The organism is Sinorhizobium sp. Y406, from assembly GCF_058732025.1.
In genome coordinates this window covers 2,367,206-2,381,276 of the sequence record NZ_CM178974.1, presented here as the reverse complement: position 1 = coordinate 2,381,276, position 14,071 = coordinate 2,367,206, and the positions used below count along the sequence as shown (strand labels likewise).

General features: G+C 63.2%; 15 protein-coding genes. 8 read left to right on the top strand and 7 right to left on the bottom strand.

The window, feature by feature from the left end; all coding sequences use genetic code 11:
* Positions 1–45 precede the first annotated feature (45 nt).
* The 3 genes from AC4P1R_RS11405 to AC4P1R_RS11395 all read right to left on the bottom strand — a co-directional run bounded on the left by AC4P1R_RS11405 (position 46) and on the right by AC4P1R_RS11395 (position 3,292).
* Positions 46–1,554, bottom strand: a complete 1,509-nt coding sequence (locus AC4P1R_RS11405) for a DEAD/DEAH box helicase (RefSeq protein ID WP_069458087.1) — start codon at positions 1,552–1,554, stop codon at positions 46–48.
* Positions 1,555–1,877: 323 nt separating this feature from the next.
* A complete protein-coding gene (locus AC4P1R_RS11400; RefSeq protein ID WP_492176956.1) occupies positions 1,878–2,978 on the bottom strand; it encodes a DNA alkylation repair protein in 1,101 nt (366 codons plus the stop codon).
* 14 nt (positions 2,979–2,992) lie between these two features.
* Entirely contained in the window at positions 2,993–3,292 is a 300-nt protein-coding gene (locus AC4P1R_RS11395) for a hypothetical protein (protein ID WP_492176955.1), read from the bottom strand.
* Between the two features lie 145 nt (positions 3,293–3,437).
* Here AC4P1R_RS11395 and AC4P1R_RS11390 point away from each other — a divergent pair, with 145 nt between their 5' ends.
* A complete protein-coding gene (locus AC4P1R_RS11390; RefSeq protein ID WP_492176954.1) occupies positions 3,438–4,112 on the top strand; it encodes a helix-turn-helix transcriptional regulator in 675 nt (224 codons plus the stop codon).
* Between the two features lie 126 nt (positions 4,113–4,238).
* The gene (locus tag AC4P1R_RS11385) at positions 4,239–4,688 is read left to right on the top strand and encodes a host attachment protein (RefSeq protein WP_069458084.1); all 450 of its coding nucleotides are present in this window, start codon (positions 4,239–4,241) and stop codon (positions 4,686–4,688) included.
* A 91-nt stretch (positions 4,689–4,779) separates the two neighbouring features.
* Here AC4P1R_RS11385 and mnmC2 read toward each other — a convergent pair whose 3' ends face one another.
* Positions 4,780–5,496 carry a tRNA (5-methylaminomethyl-2-thiouridine)(34)-methyltransferase MnmC2 gene (gene mnmC2, locus AC4P1R_RS11380; protein ID WP_492177742.1) on the bottom strand — a complete coding sequence of 239 codons (717 nt, stop codon included), beginning with the start codon at positions 5,494–5,496 and terminating at the stop codon, positions 4,780–4,782.
* Between the two features lie 142 nt (positions 5,497–5,638).
* Here mnmC2 and AC4P1R_RS11375 point away from each other — a divergent pair, with 142 nt between their 5' ends.
* The 6 genes from AC4P1R_RS11375 (at position 5,639) to uraH (ending at position 10,120) form a co-directional block, all read left to right on the top strand.
* A complete protein-coding gene (locus tag AC4P1R_RS11375; protein WP_069458083.1) occupies positions 5,639–6,772 on the top strand; it encodes an NAD(P)/FAD-dependent oxidoreductase in 1,134 nt (377 codons plus the stop codon).
* 107 nt (positions 6,773–6,879) lie between these two features.
* Entirely contained in the window at positions 6,880–7,668 is a 789-nt protein-coding gene (locus tag AC4P1R_RS11370; RefSeq protein ID WP_492176953.1) for a DUF1045 domain-containing protein, read from the top strand.
* 113 nt (positions 7,669–7,781) lie between these two features.
* On the top strand, positions 7,782–8,711 hold the full coding sequence (puuE, locus tag AC4P1R_RS11365; RefSeq protein WP_069458208.1) for an allantoinase PuuE: 930 nt from the start codon (positions 7,782–7,784) through the stop codon (positions 8,709–8,711).
* A complete protein-coding gene (gene uraD / locus AC4P1R_RS11360) occupies positions 8,711–9,214 on the top strand; it encodes a 2-oxo-4-hydroxy-4-carboxy-5-ureidoimidazoline decarboxylase (RefSeq protein ID WP_273360822.1) in 504 nt (167 codons plus the stop codon). The genes puuE and uraD overlap by 1 nt, the downstream gene beginning before the upstream one ends.
* Positions 9,207–9,761 (top strand): ureidoglycolate lyase, encoded by a 555-nt coding sequence (locus AC4P1R_RS11355; protein WP_492176952.1) that lies wholly within the window; start codon positions 9,207–9,209, stop codon positions 9,759–9,761. Before uraD ends, AC4P1R_RS11355 begins: the two co-directional genes overlap by 8 nt.
* Entirely contained in the window at positions 9,758–10,120 is a 363-nt protein-coding gene (gene uraH, locus AC4P1R_RS11350; RefSeq protein ID WP_069458079.1) for a hydroxyisourate hydrolase, read from the top strand. The genes AC4P1R_RS11355 and uraH overlap by 4 nt, the downstream gene beginning before the upstream one ends.
* A 25-nt stretch (positions 10,121–10,145) precedes the next feature.
* Here uraH and AC4P1R_RS11345 read toward each other — a convergent pair whose 3' ends face one another.
* The 3 genes from AC4P1R_RS11345 to AC4P1R_RS11335 form a co-directional block, all read right to left on the bottom strand.
* A complete protein-coding gene (locus AC4P1R_RS11345) occupies positions 10,146–11,282 on the bottom strand; it encodes an alpha-hydroxy acid oxidase (protein ID WP_492176951.1) in 1,137 nt (378 codons plus the stop codon).
* A gap of 91 nt (positions 11,283–11,373) precedes the next feature.
* The gene (gene guaD, locus AC4P1R_RS11340) at positions 11,374–12,699 is read right to left on the bottom strand and encodes a guanine deaminase (RefSeq protein WP_492176950.1); all 1,326 of its coding nucleotides are present in this window, start codon (positions 12,697–12,699) and stop codon (positions 11,374–11,376) included.
* Positions 12,696–13,928, bottom strand: coding sequence for a urate hydroxylase PuuD (locus AC4P1R_RS11335; RefSeq protein WP_225191273.1), 1,233 nt, complete (start codon positions 13,926–13,928; stop codon positions 12,696–12,698). Before AC4P1R_RS11335 ends, guaD begins: the two co-directional genes overlap by 4 nt.
* Positions 13,929–14,071 lie beyond the last annotated feature (143 nt).

The following is a 14,071-nucleotide window of genomic DNA, read 5'->3' as shown; positions in this document are numbered from 1 at the left end:
GCATCGAGCTTTCCGAAAATCGGGTACGATTTTCGGGCCAATGCGCTAGGCTGAACGGCCGCCCTTGCCGGCGCGGCGCATGTCCTGGCGGCGATTGCCGTCGCTCACGCCGCGGCGGCCGTCTTGCGGTCCCGGGCGACCGTGATGGTGCTTTTTGGCCTCGTGGTTGCGGTTGCCTTCCGAACGGCCGTCATGATGCCCATGACCCGCCGCACGCTGGTCGCGCCGCTCGTGCTTCTGCGGGCGATCTTCGAGGAGGAGCTCGTCGCCGGCAAAGCCGACTGCCGCCTCGCGCGCCGGGCGATTCCGGCGTGGTGCCTTGTCCTGCCGCGGACCACCGCCATTGCCGCGGTTCTGGCCATTGCCGCGGTGCTGACCATTGCCGCGTCCGCCGCGTCCCTTCGACGGGCGAGCCTGATCGGCCGGCGCCTCGCCGCTGGCGACGGCGATCTCGATGCCCATCAGCTTCTCGATGTCGCGAAGCAGGCGGATTTCGTCGGGGGCGCAGAAGGCGATCGCGATGCCCTCACGGCCATTGCGGGCCGTGCGGCCGATGCGGTGCACATAGGCATCCGGCACTTCGGGCAGATCATAGTTGTAGACATGGGTGACGCCCGGAATGTCGATGCCGCGGGCGGCGACATCGGTCGCGACGAGCACGCGGATTTCGCCATCGCGGAAAGCCTTGAGCGCCCGCTCGCGCTGGCCCTGGCTCTTATTGCCATGGATCGAGGCGGCCTTGAAACCGACATGGTCGAGATGCTTCATCAGCTTCTCGGCCCCATGCTTGGTGCGGCTGAAAATCAGCGACAGGCCATCCGGGTTGGCGGTCAGTGTCTGCTTGAGGATCTGCGTCTTCAGGTCCTTGCCCGGAACGAAATGGACATATTGCTCGACCTTGTCTGCGGCCTTGCCCGGAGGCGTGACCGCGACCTTGACCGGATCGGTCAGATACTCGCCGGCGAGCTCGGCAATCAGTTTCGGCATCGTTGCGGAGAAAAGCAGCGTCTGACGGTTCTTCGGAACCAGCTTGGAAATCTTGCGCAGGTCGTGAATGAAGCCGAGGTCGAGCATCTGGTCGGCCTCATCGAGGACGAGATAGCGAGCCTGCGTCAACGTCACCGCCTTGCGAGCAACGAGGTCGAGCAGGCGGCCGGGGGTGGCGACGAGAATGTCGACGCCGCGGGCGAGCTGTTCGGTCTGCTTGTTGATCGAGACGCCACCGACGACGACGCCGATCTTGAGCGGGCTCTTCTTGACGAAGAGCTTCAGATTGGCGGCGATCTGGTTGACGAGTTCGCGAGTGGGAGCAAGCACGAGAGCGCGGATGTTGCGCGGATCCGGGCGCTTGCCATCGGCAACCAGCTTTTCGATCATCGGCAGGCCGAAAGCAGCGGTCTTGCCGGTACCGGTCTGCGCAAGGCCGATGAGGTCATGGCCCTTCAATACCATCGGAATGGCCTGCGCCTGGATGGGCGTCGGTTTTTCGAAACCGTTGGCCGAGAGTGTTGCCAGAATATGCTCGGAAAGACCGAGCGCTTCAAAAGTGGACAATGCGTATACCTTTCGGGGCGCCAAACGCTCTCGCCGGAACCGCAGGATGCAATTCCGGTGTCGTCTGGCGTCAAGAACCCCGCGTGAATTGGGAACTTGTGGGTTAAAGAAAAGTCGTCAAGCGCCTGTGCTGACCGCAATTCGCGGCGATGTCACGCGCTTTCCTTCTTCACGGCTTGAAAGTGGTTGCCGAGGGCGCGCTCACGCGGCGGCCGGAAGGTGACGCACCCTCATGTCGTTGCTTTGGCTCCAAAAGTCAAGCTGCTTCTTCTGCTGGGTCCGAATTCAGCGCTCGACCCGGGGCATTTTGGTAAAGTTCCCGTCTAAGCCATGACAAGTTCGAAATCCGCCTGGGCGGCGGGTTGCCCGTTGACCAGGATCACGACGCGATGAGCGCCGCCATAGTAGCGTCGCGTGGTGATCGGCCGCATCGGGTGGTGCTTCCTGAACTCGATGGTGCTGCCGGGGTCGAGCGTCACGGTCGTCCATTTGAACACTTTCGGCGACGTGTCGCCATTCGCCTTCCGATGGTGCACGGCATAGTCGATCATGACTCGCTGCCTGGAGCCATCCGCATTGCGCATGGTCAATCCGAGGACGAGATCGTTGCCGAACCGGACGGTCGGCGTCACGAGTGCAAGGTGGGCGGCGACACCGAGCGGCGGCTCGAAGCCGAAATTGGCAAGCGCGCCGCGGTGCCCCTGCTTGAGGAGCGTGCGGGAGGCATGCCGCAGCAATTTCAGGCGTTCAGGCGATGCGCCTGCCATGTGCGCGGCCACGAAATCCGCGACGAGGTCGGGATGATCTTTGGCTATGTCGTTGAGGCTGTTGGCGACGGAGCGCCGCACATATTCCTCCGGATCGTCGAGAAGCGCCGTGAGGATCGGGAGGATCGGCCGCGGATCGAGGATGAGCCTTGGCAGTCGCATCGCCCAGGGCAGGCGAGGGCGCGTGCCCTCGCTTGCCAGCCGCCGGACGTGATGATCGTCATCCTCGACCCAGCGGCGGATCGTCTTCAGTGCCCGGTCCTGTTCCTGCTGGATGAAGGGGCGGATCGCGAACTCGCCGGTGAAGTGGGGGGTGAGCCGACGGAGGAACGACAGGGAAAGCTCGAAGTCGCCAAGCCCGCGAACCGCGACGAACTGGCTCGTCGGCAGAAGCGCCCAGCCGGTGAGGCCGGGCGCATTGCCGTTCGGCAACGCCGCATCGAGGATCGAGACGGCCGCGGGAAAGTCCAGGGGCAGACCCTCGATGAGGGCATCTCGGATCTTGAGCGAGCGCTGCATCAGTTCTAGCGACTCGAGGCCACCGCCGGCGGAAGCGACAAATCGGTCGCGGTCGAAGCCGGGGGCGCAGCGGGACAGGCGATCGGCGATCTCCATCACGACGCCCGGATGCAGGAGATTTTTCAGGGGTTCCGCCATCGCCTTGCCGTCGTTCAAATCTGTCGTTCGGTCAGGAAATGCTGCATGAGCTGAACCGAGCCGATCGCCGCCATGTAGGGTGCGAAATCGGGGTCGGTCATGACGCGCTTTCCGGCCTCTCGCGCCGCCTCCAGCGTCTCCCATTCGACAAGATCGGCAAGCATGTCGGTCGTTTCGCAGGCGGTAACTGCGCGCCAGGAGACGAAGCCCGGATAACGCGAGACGACCTGCATGGCCTTGCCGCGTGCCGCTATCGCGATCTCCTTGTCCGGGACCGTGCATACGGCGAGTTCGAGAACGTGTTTCGTTGTCATCGGGATCTCCTTGTTTGAATGCGGCTTGACTTAAGCACATTCCAACTGACAGCCTTATGGCCATAGCCGGCTAAGCTGTCTGAGGAAAGGCGTGACCGACTCTCGGCCCCCATTCCGCTCCGCCCGTCCGGAATTGGAGAAGACCATGCGGCCTGCCGACCGATTGTTCCGTATCATCCAACTCATGCGCGCCACAGGCCGGGCGATGACGGCGGGCGAAATTGCCGAAAGGATGGAGGTCGCGCCGCGCACCATCTATCGCGATATGCAGCACCTGATTGCTTCGGGTGCGCCGATCGACGGCGAGCGCGGCGTCGGTTACCTCTTGCGTGAGGCTTTCGATGCGCCTCCGCTCACCTTCACCTTCGAGCAATTGGAGGCGCTGGCCTTCGGCGTGCGCGCCGTGCAAATGCTCGGCGACGGGCGCCTGGCGCAGGCGGCGCGCGAGGCGATGGAGAAAATCGGCCACGGCCTTCCGCCCGAACATGCGGAGAAATTGCGCCGCGCACCGCTTCGCGCCTTCCGATCGGCGCTGCAGCCCGCCCCGCCGGCGCTGCTGGGCGACATCCGCCAGGCCATTGCCGGAGAGCGCAAACTCAGCATCACCTATGAAAGCCTTGCACAAGAACTGTCGGAGCGTACAATTTGGCCGCTCGGCCTCAGCATTTTCGGGCATCATTGGCTGCTGACGGCCTGGTGTGAACTGCGCCAGGACTTTCGCGATTTCCGGGTCGACCGGATCCTCTCGCTTAAGACCGAGCGCGAGCGATACGAGTCGACGCCGGACCGCAATTTCGAAGCCTATCTTGCCCGCCTGTAGCCAAGCCGCGTGAGATTTTGGACAAAAGGACTATCGGCGATTGGGAACCTGACGCGAGTTTCAACCGTTCCGTTTCCTGTGCATTCGCCGACCTATCTGCCAACCACGATATGAGCGGAGGACGTAGTGCGGAACCGGGTTTGGATACTGGCAGCCGACGGAAACGCGGCGCGCATCGTCAAGGACGTCAATTTGCTGAAGGACGGCCATCAGCATCCGGCAGAGGAGACCTACCAAATCGAGGGCAAACGGGCCCAGGACATCATGGCTGACAAGCCCGGCCGCAGCCATTCATCGGTCGGTCACGGTCGGTCGGCCATGGAGTACAGCAGCGATCCGGTCCGCGAGGAGCAACATCGCTTTGCCGCCGAGATCGCGGGGAAGATCGATCACTACGCGCTCGAGAATGCTTTCGAGAACCTGGTGATCTGTGCCGCGCCGAAGACGCTCGGCGACTTGAGAAAGCTGCTGTCGCACCAGGTCAGGGAAAGGACGCTTGCCGAGATCGACCGCAACTGCGTCGCGGCCCCGACCGATCAACTGATCGCAACGGTGAAATCCGTGGTCTTCCCCTGAAGCCAACGGCAGTGGATTTGACCGATCCGGATGGGACGGGGCGATCCACTGGACTTCGTTTGCGCCGCCGCGAGTACAAGAGGGTGCCGCGTCAGACCTTATCGCCGCGCAGCATCTCCCGCTTGCCGGCAAAACCTGGCAGGCGCTCGACGGCGAAGCCGGCAGCCGTGAGGTTGCGGCGAACGAAACCGGCCGCGGCATAGGTTGCGAAAGTACCTCCCGGCACCGTCCTCTCGAAGACGAGCCGCATCAATTCCTCGGACCACATGTCCGGGTTGCGGGACGGCGCAAAGCCGTCGAGATACCAGGCGTCGAAGCGTTCCGCTGCGGCGGTTACGCCGTCGATCGCCGTGCCGCAGACGACCGTCAGCCGTACTTTGCCGAGATCAATATCGATCCGGCTCGCCGGGAGGTGAGGCCAACTGGCGACAAGCGCCTGGCGCTCGGCATCGATTTCCTGCCAGTGCGACAATGCCCGGGCGATTTCCTCGGCTTGCATCGGAAAGCGCTCGAAGGAAACGAAATGCAGGCGTCCGCCATTCGGCGAGGCCTGTTTCCATTGCCGCCAGGTTTCGCAGAAATTGAGCCCGGTGCCGAAGCCGAGTTCGCCGATGGTAAAGGCGCCGCATCCTCGCCATCGCCCGGGCAGCCTGTTGCCGGCGAGGAAGACATGACCGCATTCGAGCCGCCCGTCCGTGCGGCAATAAAAGTGATCGCCAAATTCCACCGAATAGGGCATATCGCCCCCGTGCCATTCGAGGCTTTGCGCGGCGGGCGATTGCGTCTGGCGGAGATCGATTGCTGTCATGTCAATGCGGATCATTTTCCCAATCTACAGCGCCGCGCGCCCCCTGGGGCGCGCAAAGCTCGCAGTAGCACTTCGAGTTGCGGCATAATTTGATCGTCAGATCGAATACGATCTAAGGAATTATGCAGTGGTAGGTCAATCGATGAGCGAAGTCTTGATCGTCGGCGGCGGGATCATGGGCCTGTGGGCCGCCCTCATGGCAGGGCGCATCGGCATTGAGACGCGGCTCATCGAAGGCAAGAGGATTGGTGCGGGAGCGAGCGGCGGCTTGCTCGGCGCGCTCATGCCGCATATGCCGGACCGCTGGAACGCGAAGAAGCAGTTCCAATTCGACGCGCTGGTGTCGCTGGAAGGGGAAATCGCTCGGCTCGAGGAGGAGACCGGCCTGTCGGCAGGCTATCGCCGTTCCGGCCGGGTCATGCCGCTCGGCAAACCGCATCTCAAGGACATCGCCCGCGGCCATGAACAGGATGCCGCGCGGCACTGGATCGCGGGCGAGCGGCGTTTCCACTGGCACGTGAAGGATGGCGGAACCGGCGATTGGCCAGCGATCCAGGCGGCACCCTTTGGTATCGTGCACGACACCCTGGCCGCCCGGGTTTCGCCGCGAGACCTGCTTCGGGTGCTCCGCGCCGCAATCGCCGGTTTTTCCCATGTCCGGATCGAGGAGGGCGCTGAGGTTGCGTCGGTCGATCCGGAGCGCGGTCGGCTCCTGCTTGCCGATGGCAGGGCGCTGGTCTTCGGCCATTGTATCCTTGCGGCCGGCGTCGAGAGCTTCGCCTTCATCGACCATTTGGCACGCAGTGGGCAGGCGCCGAGCGGCGTCGCCATCAAAGGGCAGGCGGCCCTGCTTCGCGCCGACATCGACCCGGCGTCGCCGATCATCTTCACCGACGGGCTTTATATCGTTGCCCATGACAATGGCCACGTGGCGGTCGGAAGCACGAGCGAAAATCGGTTCGACGCGCCGTTTTCGACGGACGAGCAGTTGCAGGTGCTGATCGACCGCGCGGCGGCACTCGCGCCCGCGCTTCTAGGCGCTCCGGTCGTCGAGCGCTGGGCGGGCCTGCGCCCGAAGGCCATCGGGCGCGAACCGATGGTCGGCCGACACCCCGACCATGGCCGGCTGTCGGTCTTGACGGGGGGCTTTAAGATCAGTTTCGGGATGGCGCATGTGCTGGCGCAATGGGTGATCGACGAAATTGCCGGGCGGCAGGCTCGCGTAGATCTTCCGGACTCATTCCGTTGCGCGACCCATATGGAAGCGCTCAGATAGCCCCGTTCGAATTCGTCAATCTGTCACGCAAATCACCTAACACGCGGCCGATGTGTATCGGAGCGGGTTGCCTCGTCCTGCTCTGAACCGGTTTCGGAGCCTGCGACATGCGGTATGCCATATGTTTCACCCCGCCGATGAGCGATCCGCTCTCTGCCGTTGCGGCGAGTTGGCTTGGACGGAGCGTCTATTCGGGCGAGGCGGTTGAGTTTCCTTCCGTTGGCGCCCTCAGTGTTTCGGAAATCGCCTTCCATACCGCCGTGCCGCGCCGGTTCGGCTTCCATGCCATGATCATGGCACCGTTCCGCCTGGCGCCGGAGACCGACGAGGGCCAGCTTTTGAAGGCGCTGATGCACTTCACCACCGCCGAAACGCCGCTGACGGTCGAGCGTATGGAACTGGCGCGCATCAGCCAGTGCTGGGGACTGGTGCCGCACGTGCCTTTCCATGCGATGCATCTGCTTGCGGCCCGCGTCATCGAGGCGTTCGACCGCTTTCGCGCGCCGCTTAGCGAGGAGGAGATCGAGCGTACGGATCCGGATCGGCTGACGGCACCGCAATTCTCCAATCTTCACCGCTGGGGCGACCCCTTCGTGATGGACGAGTATCGTTTCCATCTTAAGCTTACGGGACCCTTGAGCGCTGCCGCCGAACGGCGGCTGGAGACGCCGCTGCGCGAATTATTCGAGCCGCGTCTGGCCGAGCCGCACGTGGTCGACAGCCTTGCGCTGTTCGTCGAACAGGATGCCAGGGCGCCGATGCGCGTGCATTCGCAGCATCCACTCGGCAAGATTTCCGCGCGTCCGCGTGGAGATCGTGCAAGGCGGCCGACGGAGCGTCGCCCTAAGGTAGACCCCTTGCCGCGCACAGTCGCGCCCTTGCCGACGCCACGCTAAGCGGATTTTCGATGGCCTTTCCGGACCTGCTTCGGTTCCGCTTTCGCCGTCATTTGCATCTCGACAATCCGGCCCGCGGTGCTACCGTTCCGGAAAAATCGAAGGGTGATTTGATGGCAGAGAAGACCTATCCGCGCGACCTCGTCGGCTATGGACGCACGCCGCCTGATCCGCGCTGGCCTGGCGACGCGCGCATCGCGGTCCAGTTCGTGCTGAATTATGAGGAGGGCGGCGAGAGCTCTATTCTTGACGGCGATCCGACGTCCGAAAGCCTGCTGTCGGAAATCGTCGGCGCGCAACCTTGGCCCGGGCAGCGCAACCTCAACATGGAATCCATCTACGAATATGGTGCGCGCGTTGGCTTCTGGCGTCTATGGCGGCTGTTCACGAGCCGCGGCGTGACGCTGACTGTCTACGGGGTGACGCTTGCCATGGCCCGCAACCCCGAGGCGGTCGCGGCGATGAAGGAGGCGGGCTGGGAGATCGCCAGCCATGGGCTGCGCTGGCTCGAATACAAGGATTTTCCCGAGGAGGTCGAGCGGCAGCACATTCGCGAGGTGGTGCGGCTGCACACGGAACTGACGGGCGAACGGCCGCTCGGCATCTACCAGGGCAAGCCGTCCGTCAATACGCTGAAGCTGGTTCTGGAGGAGGGCGGTTTCCTCTATTCCTGCGACTCCTATGCGGACGAATTACCCTATTGGGTGCCGGGGCCGACACCCGACAAACCGCATCTCATCATTCCCTATACGCTCGACGCGAACGACATGCGCTTCGCCACCAATCAGGGCTTCAACTCCGGCGACCAGTTCTTCACCTATCTCAAGGATACGTTCGACGTGCTCTATGAGGAAGGCAAGGAGGGCAGCCCGAAGATGATGAATGTGGGCCTGCATTGCCGCCTGGTCGGCCGGCCCGGACGCGCGGCGGCGCTCGCCCGCTTCATCGACTATGTCCTGTCGCACGACAAGGTCTGGGTGCCGCAGCGCGTCGATATTGCACGCCACTGGTACGAGCATCACAAGCCGGAAGGAATGCGCTGATGTCCGGACGCGAAGAATTCGTCCGCCGCTTCGGCGGCGTCTTCGAACATTCCCCCTGGGTGGCGGAGCGGGCCTATGATCGCGCAGCCTCCGTCGGGTTGACCGCCGGCAATGTGCATTCGGCGCTCTGCACTGCCTTTCGCGCCGCCTCGCCTGCGGAACGCCTCGCCGTCCTCAAGGCGCATCCGGACCTCGCCGGCAAGCTGGCGGTCGCTGGGGAACTCACCCCCGATTCGCGCGCGGAACAGGCGTCTGCAGGACTGGACCGATTGTCGCCCGAGGAACATGCACGCTTCACGGCCCTCAACGAGGCCTATACGAAGAAATTCGGCTTCCCCTTCATCATTGCGGTGAAGGGACTGACGAAGGACGATATTCTCGCGGCCTTCGCGCGGCGCATTGACAATCCCGCGGAAGAGGAATTTGAAGCCGCCTGCGCTGAGGTGGAGCAGATCGCACGGCTGCGTCTCAAATCCATGCTTCCGGGAGATGATTATGCCTGATGGTGCCGTTCCTGACAGGAAGCAAGGCCCGACGTCGCATCTGCTGTCGATCGAACCGCTGACGCGGGAGGCATTCGCGCCGTTCGGAACGGTGATCGAAGCGGATCCGGCGTCGATGCGCCTCATCAATGGCGGCAATACCGAGCGGTTTCACGCGCTTGCGGAGGCCGAGGTCGTCGGCGAAGGCGCGCGCGTCGTGATCAACCTCTTCCGTGGCGAGCCGCGGGCCTTTCCCTACGCACTCACCATGATGGAGCGTCATCCGCTCGGCAGCCAAAGCTTCTCGCCGCTCGAGGATTGGCCCTGGCTTGTGGTGGTCGCCGAGGACGAAGGCGGGCGGCCGCTGCGGCCGCGGGTGTTCCTGGCGAGCGGCCGGCAGGGCGTGAATTATGGCCGCAATGTCTGGCATCATCCGCTGATGGCGATCGGTGCCGTAAGCAATTTCCTCGTCGTCGATCGTGCAGGACCGGGCGACAATCTGGAGGAGTTCTTTTACGAGGCTCCCTTCATCATTCCCGATCCGTTCTCCGTGGAGAATATCCGATGAGCAAATCCGGCCGCCTGACGACCCATGTTCTCGACACCGCGCGCGGCAAGCCTGCCCAGGGGCTGTGCATCGATTTCTATCGGGTGGAGGGCGAGGAACGGCGCCTGCTTTGCACGGCAGAGACCAATAGCGACGGCCGGATCGACGGTCCGCTTGCCGAAGGCGCCGGCTTCACGGCGGGTACCTACGAGTTGGTCTTCCACGCCGGCGACTATCTTCGGACGGCGGGCGTGGCGCTTTCAGAACCGGCCTTTCTCGATCTCATCCCCTTGCGCTTCGGCGTCGCCGATCCCGAAAGCCACTATCACGTGCCTCTGCTGCTCTCACCCTACGGCTATTCCACCTATCGGGGCAGCTGAAGCGCCGCGGCGCATTCTGCGGTCGCTATTCCACGATGACGTCGCGTCCAACTTCGGTGATGAGGCGCTTGCCGCAAAGCGCCATGGTGATGTCCATCTCCTTGCGAATTATCTCGAGGGCGAGCGTCACGCCCTCCCTGCCCAAGGCGCCAAGGCCATACAGGAACGGGCGACCGATATAGGTGCCCTTGGCGCCGAGTGCGATCGCCTTCAGAACATCTTGGCCGGATCGGATGCCGCCATCGAGATGAACTTCGATCTGGTGACCGACGGCATCGACAATGCGCGGCAGCATGCTGATCGAGGAAGGGGCGCCGTCAAGCTGCCGGCCGCCATGGTTCGAGACGATGATCGCATCGGCGCCGGTCTTTGCCGCCATCTTGGCGTCTTCCGGGTCGAGAATGCCCTTGAGGATGAGCGGACCGCCCCAGCGCTCCTTGATCCACTCGACGTCCTTCCAGGAGAGTTGCGGGTCGAACTGTTCGGCCGTCCAGGCGCTGAGCGAGGAAAGGTCCGTGACGCTTTTCGCGTGTCCGACGATGTTGCGGAAGGTGCGTCGGCTGGTGCCGAGCATCTGCATGCACCAGCGCGGCCGCGTCGCCATCATCCAGAGGTGCTTCGGCGTCATGCGCGGCGGTGCCGACAGGCCGTTACGCAGATCCTTGTGGCGCTGGCCCAAAATCTGCAGGTCGAGCGTCAGGACCAGCGCCGAGCATTTTGCGGCCTTTGCCCGGTCGATGAGGTTGAGCACGAATTCGCGCTCGCGCATGACATAGAGCTGAAACCAGAAAGGCTTCGTCGTTACCGACGCGACGTCCTCGATCGAGCAGATGCTCATGGTCGACAGCGTAAAGGGGATGCCAAAGGCCTCTGCCGCCTGGGCGGCAAGCATTTCGCCGTCGGGATGCTGCATGCCGGTCATGCCCGTCGGAGCGAGCGCCACCGGCATGGAAACCTGCTGGCCGATCATCGTCGTTTCCAACGAGCGATCGGTCATATCGACCAGAACCCGCTGGCGCAGCTTGATCTTCTGGAAGTCTTCCTCGTTCGCCCGGTAGGTCCCCTCGGTCCAGGCGCCGCTGTCTGCATAGTCGAAGAAGAGCTTCGGTACGCGCCGCCTAGCGAGCGCCTTCAGATCGTGGATGTCGAGGATTTGCGTCATGGGGCTCGGCCTTCAGCAATGATGACTGCCGAGCCATTATCACGTTTCAGGCGGGGGCGTAATAGCAGAGGTAAAAAAAATTGACCACTTTCTAATCTGCTTGAATTGCGTCGAGCGGCGATTTGGCCGGCCGACCACCCACATAGGTCTCGGCCACGGCGCGGTCGTCGCCCATCGTCTGCAGCAGGAAGAGCTCGTCGGCAAGCGAATTGACCACTTCCGCCCTGAGCGCCATGGGTGGGGTTGCCGCCATATTCAAGACCGTGAGGTCGGCATCGGTGCCCGGCTCCAGCGTGCCGATGCGGTCGGTAAGCGACAGCGCCTCGGCATTGCCGCGCGTCATCATGTAGAAGGTCTCGAACGGGTTCAGCCGTTCGCCCTGCAATTGCAGGATCTTATAGGCCTCGTCGAGCGTCTTCAGCATCGAGTAGCTGGTGCCGCCGCCGATGTCGGTGGCGACCGAGACGCGCACCGGCTTTTCGCGCCTTGTCAGCACGCGCAATGGAAAAAGGCCGGAGCCGAGGAAGAGGTTCGATGTCGGGCAGAAGACGGCGACGGAGCCGCTCTCACTCATCGCATCGGCCTCGCGCTCGGAGAGGTGGATGCAGTGGCCGAAGAGGCTCTTTCGCCCGAGCAGGTCGTAGCGGGCATAGACGTCGGTATAGTCCTGCGCTTCCGGAAAGAGCTCGCATGTGTAGGCGATCTCGTCGCGGTTCTCGGAAAGATGCGTCTGCACGTGCAGGTGCGGGAATTCGCTGAGGAGCGATCGCGCGACTTCCATCTGCTCCGGCGTCGAGGTGATGGCGAAACGCGGTGTGATGGCGACGTGGTTGCGGCCCTTGCCGTCCCAGTTGGCAATGACGGCGCGTGTCTCGTCATAACTTGTCTCCGGTGTATCGAGGAGGCCCTGCGGAGCGTTGCGGTCCATCATCACCTTGCCGGCGACCATGCACGTCCCGCGCCTAAGACTCTCGGCAAAGAAGGCATCCGCGGACGCCTTGTGCACGGAGCAATAGGCAGTCGCCGTCGTCGTACCGTGGCGGGCCATCTCGTCGAAGAAGTGCCCGGCGATACGCTCGGCATGCGCGGTCTCGACGAAGCGGCACTCCTCGGGAAACGTATAGGTGTTCAGCCATTCGAGCAGGTTGGCCGCATAGGAGGCGAGGACCTGCATCTGCGGAAAGTGCAGGTGCGTGTCGATCAGGCCCGGCACGATGAGGTGCGGTCTGTGGTCGATCTCCTCCACCCCTTCCGGTGCCGCCGCCTTGACCGCCGTGTAGGTGCCGGCGGCCTTGATCAGCCCGTTCTCGATCAGCAGGGCGCCATCGCTTTCGTAAGCATAGGCGGCGCTGTCGTCGATGCTTTGCGGTGCTCGGTTGAAGCTCAGGGTGCGGCCGCGAATGAGGGCGGGTGTCATCGTGTCTCCCCGACGGCGCTTTCGAACCAGGCTGTGACCAGGCCACGTTCCTTCGCCGTCATGTCGGTTATGTTGCCGGGCGGCATCGCATGGCTGCGCCCGGCCTGGATATAGATTTCGCGTGCGCGCGCGGCAATCTCGCCGTCGCTCTCGAAGGTGACCCCGTTCGGGGGGCGAGCGATGCCCTCATAGACGGGCTCGGCCGCGTGGCACATGCTGCAGCGGGTGGAGATCGCCTCCTTCACCGCCGGAAAATGCGCGTTGTCGGCAAAGCGGCCAAAGGCCGGCGCGGCCTCGGCTCGTTCTTCGCCGGTCAAGACTTTCGGGACCGTCGAAAGCCAGATGATGAGGATGAAGAGAAGCACGGTGGCGAGCCAGGTCCAGGTCGGCGTGCCCTTGCGCGCATGGGTCGTGTTGAACCAGTGGCGGATCGTGACGCCCATCAGGAAGACGAGCGCCGCGATGATCCAGTTGAAGGCGGTCGCGAAGGCAAGCGGGTAGTGGTTCGACAGCATGAAGAAGATGACCGGCAGCGTCAGGTAATTGTTGTGCAACGAGCGCTGCTTGGCCTGCGCGCCGAGCCGCGGATCGGGCGTGCGCCCGGCGATCAGGTCGGCAACGACGATCTTCTGGTTGGGGATGATGACGAAGAAGACGTTGGCCGACATGATCGTCGCCGTGACGGCGCCGAGATGCAGAAATGCGGCCCGGCCGGTGAAGACCTGCGTATAGCCCCAGGCGATTGCGACGAGCACGACGTAAAGCAGGATCATCAGCCCCCAGGTGTTCTTGCCGAGGAGCGATTTGCAGAGCAGGTCGTAAAGGAGCCAACCGAGCCCGAGCGAGGCAAGGGAGAGTGCGATCGCGGTCGTTGCCGAAATGTCCAGCACATGCCGGTCGACGAGGAAAAGATCGGCGCCGCCATAATAGACGATGCAGAGCATGGCGAAGCCGGAGAGCCAGGTCGAGTAGGACTCCCATTTGAACCAGGTGAGGTGCTCCGGCATCCTCTCGGGCGCAACGAGATACTTCTGGATATGGTAGAAGCCGCCGCCATGCACCTGCCATTCCTCGCCGTGGGCGCCCGGCGGCAAGTGGTCGCGCATCACCAGGCCGAGGTCGAGCGCGATGAAATAGAAGGATGAGCCGATCCAGGCGATGGCGGTGACCACATGCAGCCAGCGGACGGCAAAAGCCAGCCATTCCCAGGCAATGGCGAATTCATACATTCAGTTCCCCTTTGTCTTCGTTCGCCCAACCTTGCGAGAAAAAGCGATGGCGGGGAAGGGGCGATTTCGCTGCCCTCCGCATTTTCGCCGAACGGTGAGCGTCTCGCGAAGCTGATCTATTACAAAAGCTTAGATTGATGTCC

Coding starts and splice junctions, on each gene's coding strand:
- AC4P1R_RS11400 (WP_492176956.1), bottom strand. CDS start 2,978: ATGGCGGAACCCCTGAAAAATCTCCTGCATCCGGGCGTCGTGATGGAG.
- AC4P1R_RS11395 (WP_492176955.1), bottom strand. CDS start 3,292: ATGACAACGAAACACGTTCTCGAACTCGCCGTATGCACGGTCCCGGAC.
- AC4P1R_RS11390 (WP_492176954.1), top strand. CDS start 3,438: ATGCGGCCTGCCGACCGATTGTTCCGTATCATCCAACTCATGCGCGCC.
- mnmC2 (WP_492177742.1), bottom strand. CDS start 5,496: ATGACAGCAATCGATCTCCGCCAGACGCAATCGCCCGCCGCGCAAAGC.
- AC4P1R_RS11375 (WP_069458083.1), top strand. CDS start 5,639: ATGAGCGAAGTCTTGATCGTCGGCGGCGGGATCATGGGCCTGTGGGCC.
- AC4P1R_RS11370 (WP_492176953.1), top strand. CDS start 6,880: ATGCGGTATGCCATATGTTTCACCCCGCCGATGAGCGATCCGCTCTCT.
- puuE (WP_069458208.1), top strand. CDS start 7,782: ATGGCAGAGAAGACCTATCCGCGCGACCTCGTCGGCTATGGACGCACG.
- uraD (WP_273360822.1), top strand. CDS start 8,711: ATGTCCGGACGCGAAGAATTCGTCCGCCGCTTCGGCGGCGTCTTCGAA.
- AC4P1R_RS11355 (WP_492176952.1), top strand. CDS start 9,207: ATGCCTGATGGTGCCGTTCCTGACAGGAAGCAAGGCCCGACGTCGCAT.
- uraH (WP_069458079.1), top strand. CDS start 9,758: ATGAGCAAATCCGGCCGCCTGACGACCCATGTTCTCGACACCGCGCGC.
- AC4P1R_RS11345 (WP_492176951.1), bottom strand. CDS start 11,282: ATGACGCAAATCCTCGACATCCACGATCTGAAGGCGCTCGCTAGGCGG.
- guaD (WP_492176950.1), bottom strand. CDS start 12,699: ATGACACCCGCCCTCATTCGCGGCCGCACCCTGAGCTTCAACCGAGCA.
- AC4P1R_RS11335 (WP_225191273.1), bottom strand. CDS start 13,928: ATGTATGAATTCGCCATTGCCTGGGAATGGCTGGCTTTTGCCGTCCGC.